At 72.5% G+C, this 22,190-nt stretch carries 22 protein-coding genes; 13 read left to right on the forward strand and 9 right to left on the reverse strand.

What is annotated here, in order from left to right; genetic code table 11:
* Positions 1-480 (reverse strand): toll/interleukin-1 receptor domain-containing protein (locus tag GXW74_RS10745; protein WP_211846505.1); only part of this gene is annotated, 480 nt, incomplete at its 3' end.
* Between the two features lie 121 nt (positions 481-601).
* Between GXW74_RS10745 and GXW74_RS10750 the strand changes: the two genes are divergently transcribed.
* From GXW74_RS10750 to GXW74_RS10760, 3 genes are read left to right on the forward strand one after another with little or no spacing between them, the layout of a single operon-like run.
* Positions 602-2,329, forward strand: a complete 1,728-nt coding sequence (locus tag GXW74_RS10750) for a tetratricopeptide repeat-containing protein (protein WP_211846506.1) — start codon at positions 602-604, stop codon at positions 2,327-2,329.
* Positions 2,326-3,045 (forward strand): Crp/Fnr family transcriptional regulator, encoded by a 720-nt coding sequence (locus GXW74_RS10755; protein ID WP_211846507.1) that lies wholly within the window; start codon positions 2,326-2,328, stop codon positions 3,043-3,045. The genes GXW74_RS10750 and GXW74_RS10755 overlap by 4 nt, the downstream gene beginning before the upstream one ends.
* A gap of 49 nt (positions 3,046-3,094) precedes the next feature.
* On the forward strand, positions 3,095-3,781 hold the full coding sequence (locus GXW74_RS10760; protein WP_211846508.1) for a M35 family metallopeptidase: 687 nt from the start codon (positions 3,095-3,097) through the stop codon (positions 3,779-3,781).
* Between the two features lie 113 nt (positions 3,782-3,894).
* Here the strand turns inward: GXW74_RS10760 and GXW74_RS10765 are convergent, their stop codons facing one another.
* The 4 genes from GXW74_RS10765 to GXW74_RS10780 form a co-directional block, all read right to left on the reverse strand.
* On the reverse strand, positions 3,895-5,064 hold the full coding sequence (locus tag GXW74_RS10765; protein WP_211846509.1) for an MFS transporter: 1,170 nt from the start codon (positions 5,062-5,064) through the stop codon (positions 3,895-3,897).
* A 53-nt stretch (positions 5,065-5,117) separates the two neighbouring features.
* On the reverse strand, positions 5,118-6,179 hold the full coding sequence (locus tag GXW74_RS10770; protein WP_338148202.1) for a hydroxyacid dehydrogenase: 1,062 nt from the start codon (positions 6,177-6,179) through the stop codon (positions 5,118-5,120).
* Positions 6,180-6,382: 203 nt separating this feature from the next.
* Positions 6,383-6,700 (reverse strand): c-type cytochrome, encoded by a 318-nt coding sequence (locus GXW74_RS10775; RefSeq protein WP_211846510.1) that lies wholly within the window; start codon positions 6,698-6,700, stop codon positions 6,383-6,385.
* A 64-nt stretch (positions 6,701-6,764) separates the two neighbouring features.
* On the reverse strand, positions 6,765-7,508 hold the full coding sequence (locus GXW74_RS10780) for an SDR family NAD(P)-dependent oxidoreductase (protein WP_211846511.1): 744 nt from the start codon (positions 7,506-7,508) through the stop codon (positions 6,765-6,767).
* 94 nt (positions 7,509-7,602) lie between these two features.
* Here GXW74_RS10780 and GXW74_RS10785 point away from each other — a divergent pair, with 94 nt between their 5' ends.
* Genes GXW74_RS10785 through GXW74_RS10805 form a run of 5 tightly spaced genes read left to right on the forward strand, consistent with a single transcriptional unit; the run spans position 7,603 to position 12,543 of the window.
* Complete coding sequence (locus GXW74_RS10785) at positions 7,603-8,370, forward strand: SDR family NAD(P)-dependent oxidoreductase (protein WP_338148203.1); 768 nt, start codon at positions 7,603-7,605, stop codon at positions 8,368-8,370.
* Between the two features lie 11 nt (positions 8,371-8,381).
* Positions 8,382-9,611 carry an acyl-CoA dehydrogenase family protein gene (locus GXW74_RS10790; RefSeq protein ID WP_211846513.1) on the forward strand — a complete coding sequence of 410 codons (1,230 nt, stop codon included), beginning with the start codon at positions 8,382-8,384 and terminating at the stop codon, positions 9,609-9,611.
* On the forward strand, positions 9,604-10,590 hold the full coding sequence (locus tag GXW74_RS10795) for a phosphotransferase family protein (RefSeq protein WP_211846514.1): 987 nt from the start codon (positions 9,604-9,606) through the stop codon (positions 10,588-10,590). Before GXW74_RS10790 ends, GXW74_RS10795 begins: the two co-directional genes overlap by 8 nt.
* Entirely contained in the window at positions 10,580-10,927 is a 348-nt protein-coding gene (locus GXW74_RS10800; RefSeq protein WP_211846515.1) for a DUF6285 domain-containing protein, read from the forward strand. Before GXW74_RS10795 ends, GXW74_RS10800 begins: the two co-directional genes overlap by 11 nt.
* Before the next feature lie 5 nt (positions 10,928-10,932).
* Positions 10,933-12,543, forward strand: a complete 1,611-nt coding sequence (locus tag GXW74_RS10805; RefSeq protein ID WP_211846516.1) for a long-chain-fatty-acid--CoA ligase — start codon at positions 10,933-10,935, stop codon at positions 12,541-12,543.
* A gap of 4 nt (positions 12,544-12,547) precedes the next feature.
* Here GXW74_RS10805 and GXW74_RS10810 read toward each other — a convergent pair whose 3' ends face one another.
* Together GXW74_RS10810 and GXW74_RS10815 are read right to left on the reverse strand one after the other, a co-directional pair.
* Entirely contained in the window at positions 12,548-13,279 is a 732-nt protein-coding gene (locus GXW74_RS10810; RefSeq protein ID WP_211846517.1) for a lysozyme inhibitor LprI family protein, read from the reverse strand.
* Positions 13,280-13,325: 46 nt separating this feature from the next.
* Positions 13,326-14,303, reverse strand: a complete 978-nt coding sequence (locus GXW74_RS10815) for a Bug family tripartite tricarboxylate transporter substrate binding protein (protein WP_211846518.1) — start codon at positions 14,301-14,303, stop codon at positions 13,326-13,328.
* 117 nt (positions 14,304-14,420) lie between these two features.
* Between GXW74_RS10815 and GXW74_RS10820 the strand changes: the two genes are divergently transcribed.
* From GXW74_RS10820 to GXW74_RS10835, 4 genes are all read left to right on the forward strand, one after another.
* A complete protein-coding gene (locus GXW74_RS10820) occupies positions 14,421-15,629 on the forward strand; it encodes a CaiB/BaiF CoA transferase family protein (RefSeq protein ID WP_211846519.1) in 1,209 nt (402 codons plus the stop codon).
* Between the two features lie 70 nt (positions 15,630-15,699).
* Positions 15,700-16,839: an acyl-CoA dehydrogenase family protein gene (locus GXW74_RS10825; protein WP_211846520.1), complete on the forward strand. Its 1,140-nt coding sequence runs from the start codon at positions 15,700-15,702 to the stop codon at positions 16,837-16,839.
* On the forward strand, positions 16,839-17,846 hold the full coding sequence (locus GXW74_RS10830) for an acyl-CoA dehydrogenase (RefSeq protein WP_211846521.1): 1,008 nt from the start codon (positions 16,839-16,841) through the stop codon (positions 17,844-17,846). Before GXW74_RS10825 ends, GXW74_RS10830 begins: the two co-directional genes overlap by 1 nt.
* On the forward strand, positions 17,843-18,646 hold the full coding sequence (locus GXW74_RS10835) for a crotonase/enoyl-CoA hydratase family protein (RefSeq protein WP_211846522.1): 804 nt from the start codon (positions 17,843-17,845) through the stop codon (positions 18,644-18,646). The genes GXW74_RS10830 and GXW74_RS10835 overlap by 4 nt, the downstream gene beginning before the upstream one ends.
* 335 nt (positions 18,647-18,981) lie before the next feature.
* Here GXW74_RS10835 and GXW74_RS10840 read toward each other — a convergent pair whose 3' ends face one another.
* On the reverse strand, positions 18,982-19,842 hold the full coding sequence (locus tag GXW74_RS10840; protein ID WP_211846523.1) for an isocitrate lyase/PEP mutase family protein: 861 nt from the start codon (positions 19,840-19,842) through the stop codon (positions 18,982-18,984).
* A gap of 219 nt (positions 19,843-20,061) precedes the next feature.
* Positions 20,062-21,177 (reverse strand): PQQ-dependent sugar dehydrogenase, encoded by a 1,116-nt coding sequence (locus GXW74_RS10845; RefSeq protein ID WP_246523205.1) that lies wholly within the window; start codon positions 21,175-21,177, stop codon positions 20,062-20,064.
* 98 nt (positions 21,178-21,275) lie between these two features.
* Between GXW74_RS10845 and GXW74_RS10850 the strand changes: the two genes are divergently transcribed.
* Positions 21,276-22,109: an SDR family NAD(P)-dependent oxidoreductase gene (locus GXW74_RS10850; protein WP_211846524.1), complete on the forward strand. Its 834-nt coding sequence runs from the start codon at positions 21,276-21,278 to the stop codon at positions 22,107-22,109.
* The last annotated feature ends 81 nt before the right edge of the window (positions 22,110-22,190 follow it).

Raw genomic sequence — 22,190 nt, forward strand, 5'->3', positions numbered from 1 at the left:
CACCCGCCCGGCCGAGGCCGCCCGCGCCGCCGCCACCAGGGCTGCCGCCTGCGCGCGCGGCAGCTCGATGGTCGCGTCGGCCGCCAGCGCCAGCCGCACGCCGGCCGCCAGCGCGTCCGCGTGCTGCTCGATCGGCGGAGGGAAGACGTTCAGCCAGTGGGAACCCGCGAGATGCAGCCGCAGCGCGCCGCCCGGCTGGCAGTCCTCGATCCGCACCGGGACCAGCGCGAGGGACTGGGACACGGCGGTGACGACCTCGTTCCTGACATGGACGGAACCCGCCGTGTTGCGCGACAGGATCAGGACCATGGCGTGGGCGCGGCCGATCGCGGTCAGGATCGCCTCGCCCCAATCGGCGCCGGCGGGCACGTTGCGCGGCGCCATCCAGCAGCGGATGCCGCGCGCCTCCAGCGCCACGCACACGGCATCGGCCGCGGCGCGGTCGGCAGACGCGTAGCTCAGGAAGACATCGTGCGGCATCGGCGGCGTCCGGGGTGATCGTTTCTGGCACAGCGCGCGCCGCGACGCCATTGCATCACCGCCACGTTGCCCGCCCTTCGCCGGACACCTAGACTTGTATCTTTCCCGTGGCCGAGGGCCGATGTCCGAACCGCTCGCGGAGGTCCTGGCACTGGAGGCCGAGGGCCTTCTCTTTTCCGCCCATGACCGCGCCATGTCGGCGCTGGCCGAACGGCCCGACGACGTCGCGCTGCGCTACCGCGCCACGCTGACCATCGCGCGGGCCGGGGCCACGGGCATGGCGCTCGACCTCTTCCACCGCCTCCGCCTCGATGCCGAATCGGACCCGGAGGTCGCGGCCCTCGGCGCCCGCCTGATCAAGGACCGCGCCTTCGAGCAGCCGGCCGCCGTGCGCGGCCCCCTGCTGGCCGAAGCGGCGCGGCGTTACGACGTGCTCTGGCGCCGCGGCGGCGCCGGCTGGCACGGGGTGAACGCGGCCGCGCTCGGCCTGCTGGGCGGCGACCGCCAGACCGCCGCCGCGATCGCCGAGCAGGTGCTGCAAGGCCACCGCGACGCCGGCGACTACTGGTCCGCCGCCACCGAGGCCGAGGCCCTGCTGCTCGCCGGCCGCACCATGGAGGCCCGGCGCGCGCTCGAGGAGGCGGAGGCGCGCGCCGGCAACGACCTGTCCGCGCGCGCCACCACGAGGCGGCAGATGCGGCGGGAAGCGGCGGCGCTCGGCCTGGCGCCGGGCTTCGTCGACGCGCTGCGCGTCCCCGCCGTGCTGCACTACACCGGCCACATGCCGAAGCCAGGGCAGGACGACGCCGCGACCGAGGCCGGGCTCGCCGCCGCGCTCGATGCGGTCATCGCCGCGGAACATGTCGGCGCCGCCTTCGGTGGCCTTGCCGCCGGGCTCGACATCCTGGCCGTCGAGGCGCTGCTGCGCGCCGGCATCGTGCCGACCGCCGTGCTGCCCTGCGACCCCGTCACCTACGAGACCGATTCCGTCGCCCCCGCCGGCGAGCGCTGGGTGCCGCGCTTCCGCGCCCTGCTGCCGCGGGTGCGCATCATCCAGCTCGACGAACGGCCCTATGCCGGGGACGACCTGCATCTCGCCATGGCCGCGCGCCGGGCCATGGGCCTCGCACGGCTGCATGCCCGCCATCGCGACGGGCTCGCGGTGCAGGTCACCGCCTGGGACGGCCAGGCGTCGCGCGGCGCCGCCGGGACGGGGGCGGACGTGCAGTCCTGGACGGCCGCGGGCGGCCGGTCGATCCACCTCGGCTGGCCGTGGCCGCGCAACGGATCGGCCAACGGCAATGGCCCGCCGGAGGTGCAGCGCCGCCCCATGGCCGTGCTGTTCGGCGACCTGCCGCGCTTCAGCGCACTCGACGATGCCGGCCTCGCGCGCTTCTACGAAGGACCGCTGATCGCCATGGGCGCGGCCCTCGACCGCCACCCGTCGGTTTACCGCAATGCCTGGGGCGATGCGGTGCAGGTCGCCTTCGAGCAGGTCACCACCGCCGCCGCCTGCGCCTTCGACATGCGCGCCGCGCTGGAATCGCAGACCCCGCCGATCCACCCGCGCTTCGCGATCGATTTCGGTCCGCTGCTGCCGGTCTACGACGCCGTGCAGCGGGCGGGAAAATTCTCCGGCCGGGCCATGACGCGCGCCGCGCGCATCGAGCCGGTCACGCCGCCCGGCCGCATCTTCGCCACCGAGGCCTTCGCCTGCGAGGTGGCGCTGCTGCCGCGCGGCGCGGGCCTCGCCTGCGACTATGCCGGCCGCATTCCGACGGCGAAGGGCTTCGGGTCACTGCCGCTCTACGCGCTGCGGCGCGCGGGCGCCGAGGAGGAGATGGCATGAGCGACACGCGCCTCGCCGAGGATCTCGGGCGCATCGCCCTGTTTCGCGACCTGTCGCCGGCGGGCCTTGCCCGCCTAGCCGAGGGCGCACGCAGGGTCGCACCCGCGGACGGCGCGCCGCTCTTCACCCAGGGCGACCCGCCGGACGCCGTCTATGCGGTGATCGAAGGCCGTGGCCGCGTGCGCGTCGGCGCGCCCGATTCCGCCGCCAAGCGCCTGATGGTCGAGGTCTTCCGCACCGGCGACGTCTTCGGCGAGATCGGCGTGCTCGACGGCGCCGCCCGCAGCGCGGACGCGGTGGTGATCGGGGAAGTGAAGCTCGTGCGCATCCCCGCCGCCGCCTTCCTGGAGGCCGCGCAGACCGAGCCCAGCCTCGGCCTTGCGCTGGCGCGGCTGCTCTCCGGCCGGCTGCGCCGCACCTTCGGCCTGCTGCAGGATGCGACCTTCGCGCCGCTCGAAGTACGCTTGGCGCGCCAGGTGCTCTACCTGCTCAAGGCCGACAGCGTGAAGACCGAGAAGGGCGTGCGGCTCGCCGCCCGGTTCCGCCAGGGGGATCTCGCGGACCTGCTGGGCGCGACCACGCGCAGCATCATCTCGATCCTGAACGCCTGGCGCGCGGCCAACCTCGTCGCCTACGACACCGAGAAGGCGTACCTGTTCGTGCTCGACGAAGCGGGGCTCGGCGCCGTGGCCGCCGGCCCGCGGGACGGCGGGTGAAGCGATTCATGGCGCACCGGCCGGCGATCGGCTGCTCTGCGGAATGACGATGCGCCGCAAGCCCACCGCCCCGCCGACGCCGCGCTGGCCGATCACGGCCGCGCTGCTGCTGCTGCTCGCGGCCCCCGCCCTGGCCGACCTGCCCACCGACAAGCCGCCGCCGCTCGAACGCAACGAGCGCGTGCTGCAGGTGGAACTGCCCACCAGCAAGCCGCCCCCGCTCGAACGCGGCCCGGCCGATATTCCCGGCCCCCTCTGCACGGTCGAGCACCGGCCGGTGCTCGACGAGGCCCTCGCGGAAGCGCGCCTCCGCATCGCCGAGGCCGTCCGCCTGGTGCGCGAGGAGCCGGAGCACCCGCATATCCGCCGCTGGTTCGGCGACGCGCCGCGCAAGGGCATCCGCATCACGCTGGAACTGACGGCGCAGCGGCTGGCGAGCACCGAGGGGCTCGATATCCGCTGCAACGACCCTGCCTCCTGCCCGGGTGGACGCTTCGCCTATGCGCGCGAACGGGACCTGGTGCTGGGCGTCTGCCCGCCCTTCTTCCGGGCACGGATGGACGGCACCGATTCGCGCTGGGGAATCCTGATCCACGAGGCGACGCACATCGCGGCCAATACGCGCGACCACGTCTACCGGCCGAACGGGGCACTGGCGCTCGCGAAGGAGGACGGGATGCGGGCGGCGGAGAACGCGGACAATTTCGAGTACTTCGTGGAGACGCTGCCGCGGTGAAGGCCGGGGGAGGGTGAACCTCCCCCGAACCCCCTCCCTTCTTTGGGACCCGGGAACTGACTGCGGCGGTCAGTTCCCAAGGAATCAAGGAAGGAGGGGGGATCGGGGGGAGTTCACTCCCCCCGACCTTTCATCCGCAGCAGAAACAGCGCCGCCACCGCCATCATCCCCAGCCCCGCCGTCAGCCACAGCGCCTGCGCCCCATGGGCATCGACCAGCAGCCCGAAGCCGAAGGGCGCGAGTGCCTGCGCCGCCCGCGCCGGGGCGGTGATCAGGCCCTGCCGCCGCCCGTAGCCGACCGGCCCGAACAGCGCGAGCGGCAGCGTGCCGCGCGTGATGGTGAGCATCCCGTTGCCCGCCCCGTGGATCAGCACGAAGACCGCCGCCATGGGCGCACCGCCCGCAAGCAGCACGGCGACGGCGACAGGATGCGCCGCCGCCGCGATGCGGGCGGAGACCAGCGGGCTGATCCGGCGCAGGAAGCCGAATTCCAGAATGCGCGCGCCGACCTGGGCGGGACCGAGCAGCGCGCCGGCCGCCACCGCCGCCGCCGCCGTCGCCCCCGTCGCCTGGAGCACGCCCGGCAGATGCGCCCCGAGTGCCGAGGCGCTGAACCCCGCCGTGGCGAGCACGAAGGCCAGCAGCGCCATGTCGGCGAGGCGGGGCGCCGGCCCGTTTCCGTTCGCGGCCGACGCGGCGGCCTTCGCCGGCGGCGGCACGCGCGGGATCAGCAGCCGGTTGAGCGGCAGGCCGAGCAGGAGCTGCAGCGCCGCCCAGCCGAAGCAGGCGCCGCGCCAGCCCCATTCGGCCTCCATCAGCGCCGTCATCGGCCAGCCCACCGTGCTGGCGAAGCCGGCGATCAGGGTGATGCCGGTGATGCTGTTGCGCGCCTCCTTGCCGTAGAGCGCGGCGAGGGCCGCGAAGGCGGCGTCGTAGAGGCCCATCGCCATGGCCACGCCCATCACCGCCCAGGCCAGGCCGAAGACCAGCGGCCCGGGCGCCAGCCCCATCAGCGCCAGCCCGGCGGCGAAGACCAGGTTGGAGACGGCGAGCACGTCCCGCCCGCCGCGCGTGTCGATCGCCCGGCCCGCCGCCGGCCCGAGCACCGCCGTCAGCAGCAGCGCCGACGAGAAGATGCCGAAGACCATGGCGCGGGAGATGCCGAACTCCGCCGCGATCGGCGCGGCGAGGATGGCCGGCAGGTAGTAGGAGGATCCCCAGGAGAGGGTCTGCGTCGTGCCCAGCACGGCAACGGTCAGGGCGCGGCTCGGAGTGGCGGTCATCGCCGCCATCCTCCCGCCGTCGCGCCCGGCCGCCAAGCCGGATCAGCGCGAGGTTAGTCCGTGATGGGGCGCCCGAGCGCGGCCTGATACCGTTCCGCCACACGCGCCTTGACCGCCGGGTTGATGATGCGCGGCGGGAAGCGGCCGGCGGCGAAGGCGGAGAAGGCCTCGGCCGCAATGCGGGTGATCATCGCGCGGCTTTCATGCGTGACGCCGGCCGTGTGCTGCGTGCAGATCACCGCCGGGTGCGACAGCAGCGGGTGGTCGGCCGGCGGCGGCTCCTGCTCCCACACGTCGAGGCCGGCGCCGGCGATGTGCCCGGAGTTCAGCGCGGCGAGCAGCGCGCCCTCGTCGTGGATCGAGCCGCGCGCGGTGGTGACGAGCACCGAGCCGGGCTTCATCACCGCGAAGGCGTCGGCCGCCATCATGGCGCGGCTTTCCGGCGTCAGCGGGCAGTGCAGGGAGACGACGTCGCATTCGGCGAGCATCTTCCGCAAGTCGTCCACCTTCTCCGCGCCGCGGTCGGCGACCGTCGCGGCATCCACATAGGGATCGTAGGCCAGCACGCGGCAATGGAAGGCGGCGTTGAGGATGCCGGCCGTGCGGGTGCCGACATTGCCGATGCCGACGAGGCCGACCGTCTTGCCGTAGAGGTTGCGGCCCATGAACTCCTCGCGCCGCTGCGCCCGGCCCTCGCGCATGGCCGCGTGGCATTCCGGGAAGCGCTTGAGCAGCGCGAGCATCATGCCGACGGCGTGTTCCGCCACCGCTTCCGCATTGCCGCCGGCCTGGTTGACCAGCAGCACACCGGCGCGGGTGCAGGCGGCGGGATCGATGGTGTCGTACCCCGCGCCCTGGGAGGCCGCCATCAGCAGATTCGGCAGCCGCGCCAGCAACGTGTCGTTGACATGGAAGGGCTTCGGCAGCTCATCCCGCGACGCCTTCACGTAGTAGCCCTGGCAGGTGGAGAGCAGCTTCAGCGCCGCCTCCTCGCCCTCGTCGAGCGTCATGCGCACCACCTCGAGCCGCGGATCCTGCGCCGCGGTATCGAGGAAGGACTGGTGCGGCACCCGGATCAGGTAGGCGATGCGGAAGCGGTCAGCGGCAGCGGACACCTGGCGTTTTCCCCCAATGATCTGCGCTTTGCGTAGCGCGGACCGCGGGATCCCGCCAGACCGGGTGCTCAGAGCCCGTCCGGAAACGCACCTCGCGGCGCGTTTCCGGGTCCGGCAGCGGCCCGGGCCCCACCCATGTCAGTATGCTGGAATGGGTGGCCGGGTGGGGGTGCGGGCCGGTGCCGGACTTTCCAAACGGTCTCTCAGCGCTTCAGGGAGATCAGGTAGGCGACCACGTCGTCCAGTTCCTCCCGCGTCAGCCGGTAGTCCGGCATGCTCGGGTGGGGAGTCTGGAGAAAGGCGCGCAGCGACATGGAGGTGGTGGAGGTCATCCGCGCGATGGAGCGGAAGGTCGGCGCCGCATCCGTGGAGGGTCCCGGCCCGCCCGGCGCGACCTGGTGGCAGTTCGCGCACCAGGTGGCAGCAAGGCGCAGGCCGGCGCGCGCGTCGCCGGGCTCGGGCTGGGCGGCGGCCGGCATCGCCGCCACCGCGAGAAGCACGGCAAGCGTCAGGGCGCGCATGGGGATCTCCGTCGTGGGGCAATGAATCCTGCCGCGCGGCGGCGGCGCGGTCCAGCCCGCTCCTTCAGGCGAGGTAGACGCCGCCATTGATGTGGTAGACCTGCCCGGTGATCCACTCGGCGGCGTCCGAGGCGAGATAGGCCATCAACCCCGCGATCTCCTCCGGCCGCCCCATCCGCCCGAGCGGCATGGCCTTCGCCATCTCGGCCAGTTCCGCCTCCGTGTTGCCGTGGCGCGGCTGTGCCGTGTCGGTCAGGCCCGGGGCGATCGCGTTCACGCGGATGCCATGCGGCGCCAGCGCCAGCGCCATCGACCGGGTGATGCCGATGACGCCCGTCTTGGTGGCGGAATAGTGCACGCCGAGCACGGCGCCGCGCACCGAGGAGGAGGAGAGGTTCAGGATCACCCCCTTCGTGCCGGTCGCGACCATGTGGCGCGCCGCCGCCTGGGCGCAGAAGGCGCTGCCCTTCAGGTTCACGTCCAGCACGCGGTCCCATTCCGCTTCGGTCATGTCGAGGAAGGGCACGCGCGGAAAGATGCCGGCATTGTTGACCAGCACGTCGAGCCGGCCGAGCCCTTCGATCGCAGCCTGCACCAGCGCGGCGCAGGACGCCGCGGTGCCGACATCGCCCTGGACCATCACGGCGCGGCGGCCGGCGGCGCGGATGTCGGCGGCGACCGCCTCGGCCGCGGCGAGGTCGTCCAGCCAGTTCACCGCCACGTCGTAGCCGGCGACGGCGAAGGCCCGCGCCGCGGCGGCGCCGATGCCCTGCTGCGCGCCCGTCACCAGCGCCGTCCTTGCCGTCATCGGGTGTCTCCTGCGGTGCCGGGCAGCATCGCGGGGCTTGCCGGCGGGCGCAACGGGTGGCACCCCTCGGGGCAAGCAAGGGAAGGAGACGGGCGTGGACATCGCCGGGCTGTTTTCGCTGCAAGGGCGGCGGGCCTTCGTGACCGGGGCCTCGGGCGTGCTCGGTTCGCATTTCGCCCGGGTGCTGCACGGGGCGGGGGCGCGGGTGGCGCTCGCGGCCCGGCGCATGGAGGCCGTCACGGCGCTGGCGGCGAAGCTCGGCGAAGGTGCGGCGGCGGTGCCGCTGGACGTGACCGACCCCGCCACCATCCCCGCCGCCTTCGACGCCGCCGAAGCCGCCCTCGGCGGGCCGTGCGACATCATCGTCAACAATGCCGGCATCGCGGTGACCAGGCCGCTGCTGCAGCAGGGCATCGAGGACTGGGACGGCGTCATGGCCGTGAACCTGCGCGGCTGCTTCCTGGTCGGCCAGGAAGCGGCGAAGCGCCTGGCCGCGGCGAAGCTGCCGGGGTCGATCATCAACATCGCCTCGGTGCTGGGGAAGCGCGTGATCCCGGGCGTCGCGGGCTATACGGCCGCCAAGGCCGGGCTGCTGCACCTGACGCGGCAGATGGCGGTTGAGCTCGCACGGCATTCGATCCGCGTGAACGCGCTGGCGCCGGGCTACCTCGCCACCGACCTCAATCGCGAGTTCTTCGCCTCCGAACCCGGCCAGGCGATGATCCGGCGCGTGCCGCAGCGCCGGCTGGGCAACCCGGACGACCTCACCGGTCCGCTTCTGCTGCTCGCCTCCGCCGCGGGTGCCCACATGACGGGGGCGACGCTGACGGTGGATGGCGGCCACTCGGTCAACCCGCTCTAGGATCCCGCCCCATGGATTTCGTGCTCCCCCCCGAGATCGAGGACGTCCGCGTCAGGGTGCGACGCTTCGTCGACGAGCGGCTGATCCCGCTGGAATCCGACCGCGCCAACTACGACGAGCACGACAACATCGCGCCGCACGTCCTGACGGACATGCGCCGGCAGGCGAAGGCCGAAGGTCTCTGGGCCTTGCAGATGCCGAAGCGCCTGGGCGGGATGGAACTGCCGCGCATCGGCATGGCCGCCTGCTACGAGGAGATGAACCGATCCATCTTCGGCCCCGTCGTGTTCAACAGCGCCGCACCCGACGACGGCAACATGATGATCCTCGACAAGGTGTTGCCGGAAGCGATGAAGGAACGCTGGCTGCGGCCCATCGTGGACGGCGCCGTGCAGTCGGCCTTCGCGATGACCGAGCCGGACGGCTGCGGCTCCGACCCCAACCTGACCTACACGAAGGCCGAGCGCGTCGGCAACGACCGCTGGCGCATCACCGGCCGCAAGCACTTCATCACCGGCGCGGGCAACGCCAAGGTCTTCATCATCATCGCGCGCACCTCCGACGATGACCGCAAGGGCCTGTCCGCCTTCCTGTTCGATGCCGACACGCCGGGCTGGAAGATCCTCCGCCGCATCCCGATCATGGGGCCTGAGGAGCATGGCGGGCATTGCGAGCTGGAGTTCGACGGGCTGGAAGTGCCGGATTCCCAGCGGCTGCTCGGCGTCGGCGACGGGCTGAAGCTGACGCAGATGCGCCTCGGCGTGGCGCGGCTGACGCATTGCATGCGCTGGCTCGGCCTGGCGCGGCGTTCGCTCGAGATCGCCATGGCGCGCATCAAGCAGCGCGAATCATTCGGGGCGAAGCTGATCGACCGCGAAAGCGTGCAGGGCCTGGTGGGCCAGGCGGCGATGGAGATCGAGATCGGCCGCCTGCTGACCATGAAGGCCGCCTGGGCGCTCGACCAGGGCTCCTTCGCGCGCAAGGAGGTGTCGATGGCCAAGATCGTCGTCGCCGACGCGCTGCAGAAATCCGTGGACACGGCGCTGCAGCTTCTCGGCGCACGCGGCTATTCGAAGGACACCGTGATCGAGTGGATCTACCGCTACGCCCGCCAGGCGCGGCTGGTCGACGGTGCCTCCGAAGTGCACCGCATGGTGCTGGCGAATGTGCTGCGCACCGAAGGCGACGGCTTCTTCGCCTGGGGCCAGCCAGATGTCGCGGGCAAGGCCCGGCATGGATGACGCCCGCCGCGCCCGGCTGACGGAATGGCTGCGCGCCGCCTCCGGCGATGCGGCGCTGGCGATCGGGGGGATGACGCTGCTTTCGGGCGGCGCCATCCAGCAGAACTGGGCGCTCGATGTCTCCGGCGAGCGGTCCTGGGTGCTGCGGACGGACAATGCGGCGACGCTCGCCGTCTCGCATGGCCGCGCGCAGGAATACGCGCTGCTGCGCGCCGCGCACGCGGCCGGCGTGACGGTGCCGGAGCCGCTGTTCCTGTGCGAGGATCCTTCGATCGTCGGCGCGCCCTTCTTCGTCATGCGGCGCGTGGCCGGCACCGCCGCGGCGCATCGCGTGGTGAAGGGCGAAACCTTCGGCGGCGGGCGGGAAGCCTGCGTGCGCGCCCTCGGGCGGGAACTCGCGCGCATCCACACCATCCGGCCGCCGCGCGAGGATCTGCGGTTCCTCGGCGAACCGCCCGCCGACCCCTGCCTCGCCTTCGTGGCCGACCAGCGTTCAGCGCTCGACCGCCAGCGCCATGCGCGGCCCGTGCTGGAATGGGGCCTGCGGCATCTCGAGCGCACCGCGCCCCCGCCGGTCCCCGCCGTGCTGGTCCACAACGACTTCCGCACCGGCAACATCATGCTGGACGAGCGCGGCGTGACCGCGGTGCTCGACTGGGAATTCGCCCTGTGGTCGGACCCGCATGCCGATCTCGGCTGGCTCTGCGCGAAGTGCTGGCGCTTCGGCAATGACGCGCAGGAGGCCGGCGGCATCGGCCCGCGCGCGGCGCTGTATGAAGGCCATGGCGGCGTCGACGATGCGCGCGTGCGCTGGTGGGAACTCGCCGCCCATATCCGCTGGGCCTCGATCGCGGTGGACCAGGCGGAACGGCACATCTCCGGCGTCGAGCGCAACCTGGAACTGGCGCTGACCGGCCACATCGTGCCCGGGCTGGAATGGGAGATCCTGCGCATGGTGGAAGCCCGCAATGCTGCGTGAACCGCCGGAAGGCCCCGACCTGCTCGCGACCGCGCGGGCGGTGCTGCTGGACGAGCTGCTGCCGGCGCTCCCCGCGGAGAAGGCCTTCGCGGCGCGCATGGTCGCGAACGCCATCGCGATCGCCTCGCGCGAGGCCGCGCAGGATTCCGCCTGGGAAGCCGAAGCGGTCGCGCGCATGGCCGCGCTCGCCGGCGACCCGCGCGCCTTCGCCGCCGCCATTCGCGCCGGCCGCTTCGACCCCGGCGCGGCCGGCCATGCCGAGGCCGCAGCGCTGCTGGACGACATCACGCGCGCGCGCTGCGCCGTCAGCGCGCCGCGCGCCCTCGGCAAGGGATGAACCGGATGGAAGACGACCTGCCGAAATCGGCGGCCAACCACGTCCCGCTCTCGCCGGTCTCCTTCCTCCCCCGGGCTGCGCGCATCTGGCCGGACCGCACCGCGATCATCCACGGCGCGCGGCGCCTGACCTATGCGCAGTATCTCGAGCGCTGCCGGCGGCTTGCCTCCGCGCTGCGCCGGGCGGGCGTCGCGCCGGGCGATGTCGTCGCCGCCCTGCTGCCGAACATCCCGGAGATGCTGGAAGCGCACATGGCGGTGCCGATGGCGCATGCCGTGCTGTGCCCGATCAACACGCGGCTGGATGCGCCGACGGTGCGCTTCATCCTCGGCCATTCCGGCGCGAAGGTGCTGCTGCTGGACCGGGAATTCGCCGCATTGGCCGCGGCGGCGCTGGACGGCGCCGAGAAACCGCCGCACGTCGTCATCGTGGACGATCCGGAAGGCCCCGGCGGCGCCGCGATCGACGCCACCCCCTACGAGGAGTTCATCGCCAGCGGCGACGCAGGCTTCCCGGTGGCGCCGCCGCCCGATGAATGGCAGGCGATCTCGCTCTCCTACACCTCCGGCACCACGGGCGATCCCAAGGGCGTGGTGGTGCATCACCGCGGCGCCTACCTGAATGCCTGCGGCAATGCGCTGGCCTTCGCGCTGACGCCACGCAGCGTCTATCTCTGGACGCTGCCGATGTTCCACTGCAATGGCTGGACCTACACTTGGGCGGTCACACTGCAGGGCGGCACGCATGTCTGCCTGCGCCGCGTCGAACCGGTGCGCATCTTCGCGCTGATCGCGGAACACGGTGTCACGCATCTCTGCGCCGCGCCCGTCGTGCTGACGATGCTGATCCACGCGCCGGCGGACCAGCGCCGAGCCTTTCCGCACCGGGTCGGCATCGCCACCGGCGGGGCCGCGCCGCCCTCCCCTGTCATCGCCGCGATGGAGGGACTCGGCTTCGACGTCACCCATCTCTATGGCCTGACGGAATGCTACGGCCCGTCGCTGCTGTGCGCCTGGCAGCCGGAACTGGCGAACCTCGCCTTGCCGGAGAAGGCCGCCTTCATGGCGCGCCAGGGCGTGCCGCTGCCCACGCTGGAAGACGCGACGGTGCTCGACCAGGCGACCGGCGCGCGCGTGCCGGCGGACGGCGCGACGCTCGGGGAAATCGCCCTGCGCGGCAACACGGTGATGAAGGGCTACCTGCGCAATCCGCGTGCGAATGCGGCCGCCTTCGTCGATGGCTGGTTCCGCACCGGGGACCTCGGTGTGCTGCACCCCGACGGCTACATCGAGGTGAAGGACCGCGCCAAGGACATCGTCATCTCCGGCGGCGAGAACATCAGCAGCCTGGAGGTGGAAGAAGCGCTCTACCGCCACCCGGATGTGATGGAAGCCGCCGTCGTCGCCCACCCCGACCCGACATGGGGCGAGGTGCCGCACGCCTTCGTCACGCTGAAGCCCGGCGCTCGCGTGACGGAAGCGGACATCATCGCGCATTGCCGCGCGAACCTCGCGCATTTCAAGGCGCCGCGGCACGTCACCTTCGGCGAGCTGCCCAAGACCGCCACCGGCAAGATCCAGAAGTTCGAGCTGCGCCGAGCCCTGCGGGAGGACTGACCGCTCAGCCTCCGCGCGTCGTCGCGGAGGCGACCGCGAGGCGGCGCCGCAGCGCCGTCCGCATGTCCTCCATCGTCTCCTGCAGGCAGTCCACCGGGATGCGGCCGAGGGCGCGCGCGCAGGCCTCGCGCTGCGTGACGTAGCGCGCGAGCGCTGCCTCGATCTCCGCCAGCACCGCCGGCTGCGCCGCGAAGCGCGCCCGCGCCGTCTGCGCTTCCTGCACCACCGCGGCGTCGAGTTCCCGCATCCCCTGCACGGTGCAGATGCGCTGCGCCGCCCATCCGGCGGGCGATGCGCAATCCGCCGCGCGCAGCACGGTCTGCGGCGGTGTCGGCGCCGCCGCCGGCTTGGCCGTCGGCACGGCGGAGGAACTCGCCGAGGACCCGCCCCCCGGCGCCGCCTGGGCCATCGCCTCCAGGTCCCGCGCCCGTGCCCGCATCGTCCGTCGCAGGCAGGACACGGCCTCGCGCTCCACCGGCCCCTGGCAGGCGCGCCGCTCGCCGAGCCAGGCGCGCTGTTCGGCCTGGAGCCGCGCGCGGTCCTGTTCCGGGGCGCGCTCGTTCACCGCGCGCCAGGCCGCGGCGATCTGGCGGTCCAGCGCGGCGAGATCGCCGAAGGCGCAGATGTTGCGTTCGTCCCAGGCGCGGGCGCGGGCGCAGTCGAAGGAAGGCCCGGTCTGCGCCAGGGCGGGCAGCGGCAGGGCGAGCAGGGCGGTCAGGAGCGCGCGGCGGATCATGGCGCGCACCGCAGCACGGCTTGGCCCGCCGCGTCCACCACGCAGGTCACTCGATCGAAACGCCCGCCGCCTGCACCACAGCGCGCCACTTCGTCACCTCCCCGGACAGGAAGCGCAGGGTCTGCTCCGGCCCGCTGTCGGCCACCGGCTCGATGCCGATCGACAGCAGCTCGGCCTGGAACTCGCCGTCCGCCATGACGCGCCGCGTGGCGTCCGAGAGCACCGCCAGCACCTCCCGCGGCGTTCCGGCCGGGGCGGCGAGGATGTTGAAGGTGCTGGCCTCCGCCCCGGCAATGCCCTGTTCGGCGAGCGTCGGGATGTCGCGGTCCACGGCGCTGCGCGCCGGATGCATCACGGCGGTGATGCGGATGCGCCCGTCCCTGTGCAGCCCGTGCAGCGTGCCGAAGGTATCCACCTGGAAGGCCGTGGTGCCGGCGACAAGGTCCTGGATCGCCGGCCCGCTGCCGCGATAGGGGATGTGCTCGGCCCGCAGGTCCCCCGCACGCGCCAGGAACAGCGCGCCCGCCAGGTGGTTCGACGTCCCGACGCCCGAGGAGCCGTAGGACAGCCGGCCGGGCTGCTCCCGCAGCTTCGCCACCAGCTCCGCGGTCGTGCGCGCCCCCGTCTGCGGTCCCACGCCGAGCACGAAGGGCACCACGCCCAGCAGCGCGATCTGCTCGAAGTCCTTCACCGGGTCGTAGAGCGGCCGCCGGTACACCAGCGGGCTGGTCACCGCCGAGGACGAGGCATGGAAGATCAGCGAATACCCGTCCGGCCGCGACCGCGCGACATCCTGCGCCCCGATCATCCCGCCGGCGCCGGCCTTGTTCTCGATCACCACCGTCTGGCCAAGCGCGCGCTGCAGCCGGTCCACGAAGCGCCGCGCGAAGACATCGGTCGGCCCGCCCGGCGCGAAGGGCACCACCACGCGCACGGCCCGTGCCGGGAACCGTTCCTGCCCCCACACGACCGGCGCTGCCAGCAGCATGCCGGCCCCGCCACCCAGGAAAACCCTGCGGTCCATGACGTTCCCTCCCTGTCGTTGCCGCCATCCTGCCGTGCGACCCCGCCTTGCGCCAGCCGGGCTTTTCGCGTCGCCCGTCCTGGGCCACCCTGCACGGCGAAATCCACAGGAGGAAACATGGCCGGGGCACTCGATGGCCTGCGCGTGGTGGACCTGACGCGGGTGGTGGCAGGCCCGCTCTGCGCGCAGATGCTCGGCGACCTCGGCGCCGACGTCGCCAAGGTGGAACGCCGCGGCGACGGCGACGACCTGCGCGCCCTCGGCCCGCCCTTCGTCAAGGACAGCGAGGACAGCACCTATTTCGTCTCGCTGAATCGCAACAAGCGCTCCGTCTCGGTGAATTTCGCCAAGCCCGAGGGCGCGGCGATCCTCAAGCGCATGGCTGCGAAGGCCGACGTGCTGATCGAGAATTTCCGCGCCGGCACGCTGGCCCGCTACGGCCTCGGCTACGAGGATCTGCGCGCCGTCAACCCGCGGCTGATCTACTGCTCGATCACCGGATTCGGCCAGTCCGGCCCCTATGCCGGCCGCTCCGGCTACGACTTCGTCGCCCAGGCGATGGCGGGGCTGATGGAAGTCACCGGCGAGGCCGACGACATCCCCGGCGGCGGCCCGCAGCGCGTCGGCGTGCCGGTCGCCGACATGTTCACCGGCTTCGCCGCGACCGTCGCCATCCTCGCCGCCCTTCGCCACCGCGACGCGACGGGCGAAGGCCAGTGCATCGACGTCAACCTGTTCGAGACCATGTCGTCGCTGATGCAGGCGCCGATGTCGTCCTGGCTGAACGCCGGAAGGCTGTTTCCGCGCAGCGGCAACGACAGCCCGGTCGCCGTGCCCTACGGGGTCTTCGAGGGCTCGGACGCGAAATTCGTCATCGGCGTGCTGAACGACCGCGAATTCGTCCGCCTGGCCGAAGCCCTCGGCCATCCCGAATGGTCGGACGACCCGCGCTTCAAGCGCGCGCGAGACCGCTCGGAACATCGCGCCGCGCTGCTCGACCGCATGCGCACGTTGCTGAAGACGCGGCCACGCGCCGAATGGCTCGCGAAGCTGGAGGTGGCGAAGATCACCTCCGGGCCGATCAACACCGCGGCGGATGTCGAAGCCGACCCGCATATCAGGGCACGCGGGTTGATCGTCGAGATCCCGCACCACAAGGGCGGCACCGTGCGCGTGCCGGGCTCCCCGCTGCATCTTTCAGCAACGCCGGTCGAGTACCGGCACGGCATCCCGGCACCGGGGGGCGATACCGACGACGTGCTTGCGGATTTCGCGGGGATGACAGCGGAGGAGATCGGCACCGCCAGGGCGAAGGGGATCGTCTGATGAACACGCGCGACAAGGTCGGGGGGAGGGAACTCCCCCCGAATCCCCCCTCCTTCTTCGGAGACCGGCCATGACAGGATTGCGCTTCGACCTTCGCGACCCGCCACCCGGGGCAACGGCACTGCGCGGGGAGGTGCGTGCCTTCATCGCGGAACATGGGCACCGCTGGACGCCGGAAGTGCGTGCCAGGTCCTGGATGGGCTTCGATCGCGACTTCACCCGCGCGGTCGGCGCCCGCGGCTGGATCGGGATGTGCTGGCCCAAGCGATACGGCGGCGGGGAACGCAGCTTCCTCGACCGCAACATCGTGCTGGAGGAAATGCTCGCCGCCGGCGCGCCGGTCGGCGCGCACTGGATCGGCGACCGGCAATCCGGGCCGCTGATCCTGCGTCTCGGCACGGAAGCGCAGCGGGCAAAGTTCCTGCCGAAGATCGTGACGGGCGAATACGCCTTCTGCATCGGGCTGTCCGAACCCGATTCCGGCTCCGACCTCGCCTCCCTGCGCACGCGCGCCGACAAGGTCGATGGCGGCTGGAAGCTCAGCGGCCGCAAGATCTGGACCACCTTCGGCCATCTCTGCGATTGGATGATCGCGCTGGTGCGGACCTCGCCCGCGCCTGAAGGGGGATCCAGGCACCAGGGCCTGTCGCAGGTGCTGGTCGATCTGCGCGCCCCGGGCGTGACCATCCGCCCGATCCGCGACCTGGTGGGCGAGCAGGGCTTCAACGAGATCACCTTCGACGACGTGATGCTGCCGGACGACGCGCTGGTCGGAAAGGAAGGTGCCGGCTGGGCGCAGTCGACCAGTGAGCTCGCCTTCGAGCGCAGCGGGCCGGATCGCTACCTGTCCTCGCATCCGCTGCTGGAGGCCTCGCTCGGCGCAATGAAGGACGACGCCACGGCGGCACCGGCGCTCGGCAGGCAGGTGGCGCGGCTCTGGACGCTGCGTGCCATGTCCACGGCCGTCGCCGGCATGCTGCAGGACGGCACCGACCCGGTGCGCCAGGCAGCATTGGTGAAGGACCTCGGCAATGATTTCGAACAGGCGCTGCCGCACCGGATGCGAGAGCTGATGGACGTCGAGGCCATGCCGCAGGAGATGCGACGCATGCACGACTACCTGACGCAGATCACGCCGACCTTCTCCCTGCGTGGCGGCACGCGGGAGATCATGCGCGGCATCATCGCCCGCGAACTGGGGCTCCGCTGATGGATACCGGGATCGCCGCGGAACTCGCGGAACAGGTTTCGCGCGCGCTGGCCGACGCAACCGGTGTGGAAACGCTGCGCGCGCTGGAATCCGGCGCCTTCCCGGAAGGCGCCTGGACGGCGCTGGACGGACTCGGCCTCGCCACCGCGCTGGTGCCGGAAGACCAGGGCGGCGCCGGCCTCGGCTTCCAGGACGCGATGCCGCTGCTGGAAGCCCTCGGCCGCGCAGGCGCACCCGTGCCGCTGGCCGAAGGCATCGCCGCCGCCGCGCTGCTCTCCGCCGCCGGCATCACGCCGCCGGACGGCACGCTGACCTTTGCCTCCGCCGGCGCGCCGGTCCCCTGGGGCCGCCACGCCGCACATATGGTTCTGGTCGATGGCGCCCGTGTGGCCCTCTACCCCGCCGCTTCGCTGCGCTGGGCGGAAGGCACCAACATCGGGCGCGAGCCTCGCGACACCGCGACCGTCACCGGCACACCGCTCGCCGAGGGCACGCTGCCGAACGGCTGGGGCGCAGAAGCGGCGCTGCTGCTGACGGCGCTGCTGCGCTCGGCGCAGATCGCAGGCGCCATGTCGGCGGCACTGGCGCTGGCCGTGGAGCACGCCAACACGCGCAAGCAGTTCGGCCGCCCGATCGGACGCTTCCAGGCCGTGCAGCAGCAGCTCGCGGTCTTCGCCGCGGAAACGTCGGCGGCCTCGGTCGCCGCCGCCGCCGCCGCGCGCGCCGCCGACCGCCGCGGCCTGGCCGGCGCCGCCTTCGAGATCGGCTGCGCCAAGGTCACGGCAGGGGAGGCCGCGGCCAAGGGCGCCGCCATCGCCCACCAGGTGCTCGCCGCCATGGGCATCACCGAGGAGCATGCGCTCCATCACCTCACGCGCCGCCTGTGGTCCTGGCGCGACGAGGGCGGTTCCGAACGCCTCTGGTCCGCGCGCATCGGCGCGACCGCCCAGGCCGGCGGCCACCTCTGGACCTTCCTGACATCCCGCGACGAGGACACCACCGCATGACCGGCTTCCTGAACATCTCGCGCGACGGCCATGTCGTCACCCTCACGCTGAACCGGCCGGACAAGCGCAATGCCATCTCCTCCGCCGAGGAATGCGCCGAGGTCGCCGACACCTGCCGCGCCCTGAACCGCGACGACGCCGTGCGCGTGGTGATCGTGACCGGCGCCGGCTCCGCCTTCTGCGCCGGCGGCGACCTCAAGGGCATGCGCGACAAGACCGGCATCACCGGCGGCAACAGCGGCGCCGAGATCCGCGAATCCTACCGGCGTGGCATCCAGATGATCCCGCTCGCCCTCTACGAGATGGACGTGCCGACCATCGCGGCGATCAACGGGCCGGCGATCGGCGCGGGGCTCGACCTCGCCTGCATGTGCGACATCCGCATCGCCTCCGAGAGCGCGCGCTTCGCCGAATCCTTCGTGAAGGTCGGCATCGTGCCGGGCGACGGCGGCGCCTACCTGCTGCCGAAGGTCGTCGGCATGTCGAAGGCGCTGGAGATGTCGCTCACCGGCGATGCCATCAACCCGGCCGAGGCGCTGGCCTGCGGCCTCGTCTCCAGGGTGGTGGCGCCGGACGACCTGCTGCCGGCGGCCCGCGACATGGCGGCACGCATCGCGGTCAATCCGCCCCAGGCGGTGCGCCTGACCAAGCGCCTGCTGCGCGAGAGCCAGCACATGCGGCTGTCCACGCTGCTCGAGATGTCGGCGGCCTACCAGGCGCTGGCGCACGGGACGCGCGATCATCGCGAAGCGGTGGACTCGATGCTGGAGAAGCGCGCGCCGCAGTTCGAGGGACGCTGACGCGGCTGGAGAGGCGCCGCGCCATGCGCGCGAGCATGGGGCGATGAGGGAAGCGGAGAGGGGCGTCGCCCCTCTCCGGACCTCTCCCCACCAAAGGCCGAAGGGCCTTTGGAAACCGTCACCTGGTGTCGGGCACAGCAGGAATTCCGCGGCGACGCAGGATGCGCCGCGCCCTTCTTGTTGCCGGCGGGGCAATCATGCCCGGTCCCCGGTATCGGCCGGTCCAGGGTGCACTGCACCCTGGCGGGGTGAGGTCTGGAGAGGGGCAGAGCCCCTCTCCAATCAACAGCGCAAATGTTCGCGCGTATGGGGCGCCGCCCCTCCGGTTCCCCTCTTCAGCCGAACGCCTTATCCAGCCGTTGGAAGCGCGGCAGTTCCACGAGTTCGCTGAATTCCGCATACCCCATCATGGCCCCTGCCGCCGCGGCGGGCGTGCCGTCCCGCTTGAGCACCGCGAGCGCATCGGCCATCGCCTTCGCCGCGGTGAACAGCGCGGTGACGGCGTAGAGCACGACCGAGAATCCCATCTGCTCCAGTGCCTGCGCCGTCAGTGCGGTGGTCTCGTTGCCGTCCACGATGCTGACCACCTTCGGGCCGGGCACGTGGCGCGCCACGTGCTCGACCTCGGCGATGCGCTTGATGCCGTCGACGAACACCAGGTCCACCCCGGCGTCGCGGTAGATCAGCGCGCGGCGCACCGCTTCCTCCGGGCCCATCGCCGGCATCGCATCGGTGCGGCCGATCACCAGCGGGCCGTCCGGCGCGCGTGACGCGTTCGCGCAGCGCAGCCGGCGCGCCGCCTCCTCCGCCGGGATCAGCCGGATGCCGGCGAGCTGCCCGCAGCGCTTCGGCGCCACCTGGTCCTCCAGATGCACGGCGGCGACGCCGGCCTGCGCGTATTCCTCCATCGTGCGGGCGATGTTCGCCGGCCCGCCATAGCCGGTGTCGGCATCGGCGATGATCGGGATGGAGACGGCGCGCGCCATGTCGCGCGCATGCGTCGTCATCTCGGTCTGGGTCAGCAGGCCGATGTCCGGCCGCCCGAGCCGCGAGGCCGTGGCGCCGAAACCCGTCATGTAGATCGCCTCGAAACCTGCCCGTTCGATCAGCCGCGCGGCCAGCGTGTCGGGCGCACCTGGCGCGGAGAGGATGCCGCCCGCGGCGAGGCGGGCGCGAAGGCGATCGGCGGCAGTCATGGCGGGCGTTTCCGTGATGTCCGGCGTTGCCGCCAGCATGGCGCGCCCCCGTCGCCGCGCCAATGCGCCCGCGGCTCAGAGACCGTTTGGAAAGTCCGGCACCGGCCCGCACCCCCACCCGGCCACCCATTCCAGGATACTGACGTGGGTGGCCGGGTGGGGGTGCGGGCCGGTGCCGGACATGGAAAAGCGCCGCACGGCGCTCTTCCAAACAGACTCTCACGCCGGGTCGAGCCGCAGGATCCGCCCTTCCTCCCCGAAGGTCAGCAGGTAGATCAGCCCGTCCGGCCCCACCACGACCTGGCGCAGGGCGACCCTGTCCCAGAGCAGCCGCTCCTCCCCCGTCACCCGGTCACCGTCGACGGTCAGCCGCACCAGCCCCGGCGTCGCCTGCGCCGCGACGAAAAGGCTGCCGCGCCAGCCCGGAAACGCCGCGCCGTCATAGAAGGCGATGCCGGAAGGGCTGACCGAGGGCACCCAGACATGGATCGGGTCCTCGATCCCGGGCGCCGATGTTTCACGGGAAATGCGCGGCCCCCAGTATTCCCGCCCGTGGCTGACCACCGGCCAGCCGTAGTTCGCGCCGCGGCGGACGACATTGATCTCGTCCCCGCCGCGCGGCCCGAACTCAGCTTCCCACAGGCTGCCGGTCCAGGGGTTCACGGCGAGGCCCTGCGGGTGGCGATGGCCATAGGACCAGATCTCGGGCCGCGCGCCGGCGCGGCCGACGAAGGGGTTGTCCGCCGGCACCTGGCCCTCGCGCGTCAGGCGGATCACCTTGCCGGCCAGGTCGTCGAGTCGCTGGGCGCGGGCGCGCTCGTTCCGCTCCCCGGTCGAGAGGTAGAGATGCCCGTCCCGCCCGAAGGCGATGCGGCAGCCGAAATGCAGCCGGCCGCTCGCCTGCGCCGGCGTCGCGTCGAGCAACCGGCGCAGGCCTGTGAGTCCGTCATTGGCCGGCGACAGCCGCGCGGCGACGAGCCGCGTCAGCGCGCCGCCCTGCACCGCCGCCGCCTGGCAGAGAAAGACCTCCCGCGTGCGGGAAAAATCCGGCGCCAGCGCGATGTCGAGCAGCCCGCCCTGGCCGCCCTGCTCCACCTGCGGCACGCCGCCGAGCGGCACGGAGAGTCGGCCATCCGGCGTCACCCGCCGCAGCCTTCCCGGCCGCTCCGTCACCAGCATCGACCCGTCGGGCAGGAAGACGGCGCCCCAGGGGTGCTCCAGCCCGGAGGCGAAGACCGAGACGCGGAAGGTCGCGCGTTCGGAGGCGATGGGGCCCTCCTGCGCCGCGGCCGGCGCGGCGAGGAGCATCAGGGCGAGAAGGGCGCGGCGCATCATGCGGCCGAGGTGGCCCCGCCCCGCGCGCCGCGCAAGCACCCTGCCCTTTGCGGCACCGCGCGGCGGGTGCAGGCTCGGCGTACAGGAGGAAGCCAACCATGCAGGACAACACCCGCTTCGACGGGCGCGTCGCCATCGTCACCGGCGCCGGATCGCGCGACCCGGGCACCGGCACCACCACCATCGGCAATGGAAGGGCGATCTCCGTGCTGCTCGCCCGCCGCGGCGCGCGCGTGCTGCTGCTCGATGTCGAGCGCGGCTGGCTGCACGGCACCGAGGAGATGATCCGCGCCGAGGGCGGCACCTGCGCCGGCGCCGTCTGCGACGTGTCGAAGCCGGCCGATTGCGCGCGCGCGGTGGCGGAGGCGGTGCGCCTCTGGGGCCGCGTCGATGTGCTGGTGAACAATGTCGGCATCAGTGGCCCGCCCGGCGACGCCACCGCAGTGGATGAGGTCGCCTGGGACCACGCCATGCAGGTCAACGTGAAGTCGGTGATGCTGATGGCGAAGTACGCGGTGCCGGAGATGCGGCGCCAGGGGGCCGGCGCGATCGTGAACCTCTCCTCCGTCGCCGGGTTGCAGGGCGGGCATCCGGGACTTGCCTACGCCACCACCAAGGGCGCCATCGTGCAGATGACGCGCGCCATGGCCGCGCATCACGGCGGCGACCTGATCCGCGTGAACGCGGTGGCGCCGGGCTACGTCTACACGCCGATGGTCGCCTCCCGCGGCATGCCGGAGGAGCTGCGCCAGCAGCGCGCGACGGCGGGCCTGCTGAAGGTCGAGGGCAGCGCCTGGGATGTGGCGGAGGCCGCCTGCTTCCTTGCTTCCCCCGCCGCGCGCTGGATCACCGGGGTGACGCTGCCGGTCGATGCCGGGCGGTCCGCCGGCAATGTCGGCGCCACCCCGAAGCCGAGCGGACTGGCGCGCTGAAGGGGGCTTGTCCCGCGCGCGGGCGGGCCGGATCGGCCGCGCCCGCAAGCGGGTGAACCGAATTTCAACAATTCATTAACA

This window comes from Neoroseomonas eburnea, from assembly GCF_018129005.1.
Classification (GTDB): domain Bacteria; phylum Pseudomonadota; class Alphaproteobacteria; order Acetobacterales; family Acetobacteraceae; genus Neoroseomonas; species Neoroseomonas eburnea.

What these genes read in the sequence shown, in the direction of transcription:
- GXW74_RS10835 (WP_211846522.1), top strand. Translation starts at nt 17,843, where the DNA reads ATGACCGGCTTCCTGAACATCTCGCGCGACGGCCATGTCGTCACCCTC.
- GXW74_RS10780 (WP_211846511.1), bottom strand. Translation starts at nt 7,508, where the DNA reads ATGACGGCAAGGACGGCGCTGGTGACGGGCGCGCAGCAGGGCATCGGC.
- GXW74_RS10845 (WP_246523205.1), bottom strand. Translation starts at nt 21,177, where the DNA reads ATGATGCGCCGCGCCCTTCTCGCCCTGATGCTCCTCGCCGCGCCGGCC.
- GXW74_RS10760 (WP_211846508.1), top strand. Translation starts at nt 3,095, where the DNA reads ATGCGCCGCAAGCCCACCGCCCCGCCGACGCCGCGCTGGCCGATCACG.
- GXW74_RS10850 (WP_211846524.1), top strand. Translation starts at nt 21,276, where the DNA reads ATGCAGGACAACACCCGCTTCGACGGGCGCGTCGCCATCGTCACCGGC.
- GXW74_RS10795 (WP_211846514.1), top strand. Translation starts at nt 9,604, where the DNA reads ATGGATGACGCCCGCCGCGCCCGGCTGACGGAATGGCTGCGCGCCGCC.
- GXW74_RS10775 (WP_211846510.1), bottom strand. Translation starts at nt 6,700, where the DNA reads ATGCGCGCCCTGACGCTTGCCGTGCTTCTCGCGGTGGCGGCGATGCCG.
- GXW74_RS10805 (WP_211846516.1), top strand. Translation starts at nt 10,933, where the DNA reads ATGGAAGACGACCTGCCGAAATCGGCGGCCAACCACGTCCCGCTCTCG.
- GXW74_RS10820 (WP_211846519.1), top strand. Translation starts at nt 14,421, where the DNA reads ATGGCCGGGGCACTCGATGGCCTGCGCGTGGTGGACCTGACGCGGGTG.
- GXW74_RS10750 (WP_211846506.1), top strand. Translation starts at nt 602, where the DNA reads ATGTCCGAACCGCTCGCGGAGGTCCTGGCACTGGAGGCCGAGGGCCTT.
- GXW74_RS10825 (WP_211846520.1), top strand. Translation starts at nt 15,700, where the DNA reads ATGACAGGATTGCGCTTCGACCTTCGCGACCCGCCACCCGGGGCAACG.
- GXW74_RS10830 (WP_211846521.1), top strand. Translation starts at nt 16,839, where the DNA reads ATGGATACCGGGATCGCCGCGGAACTCGCGGAACAGGTTTCGCGCGCG.
- GXW74_RS10840 (WP_211846523.1), bottom strand. Translation starts at nt 19,842, where the DNA reads ATGACTGCCGCCGATCGCCTTCGCGCCCGCCTCGCCGCGGGCGGCATC.
- GXW74_RS10790 (WP_211846513.1), top strand. Translation starts at nt 8,382, where the DNA reads ATGGATTTCGTGCTCCCCCCCGAGATCGAGGACGTCCGCGTCAGGGTG.
- GXW74_RS10765 (WP_211846509.1), bottom strand. Translation starts at nt 5,064, where the DNA reads ATGACCGCCACTCCGAGCCGCGCCCTGACCGTTGCCGTGCTGGGCACG.
- GXW74_RS10815 (WP_211846518.1), bottom strand. Translation starts at nt 14,303, where the DNA reads ATGGACCGCAGGGTTTTCCTGGGTGGCGGGGCCGGCATGCTGCTGGCA.
- GXW74_RS10755 (WP_211846507.1), top strand. Translation starts at nt 2,326, where the DNA reads ATGAGCGACACGCGCCTCGCCGAGGATCTCGGGCGCATCGCCCTGTTT.
- GXW74_RS10810 (WP_211846517.1), bottom strand. Translation starts at nt 13,279, where the DNA reads ATGATCCGCCGCGCGCTCCTGACCGCCCTGCTCGCCCTGCCGCTGCCC.
- GXW74_RS10800 (WP_211846515.1), top strand. Translation starts at nt 10,580, where the DNA reads ATGCTGCGTGAACCGCCGGAAGGCCCCGACCTGCTCGCGACCGCGCGG.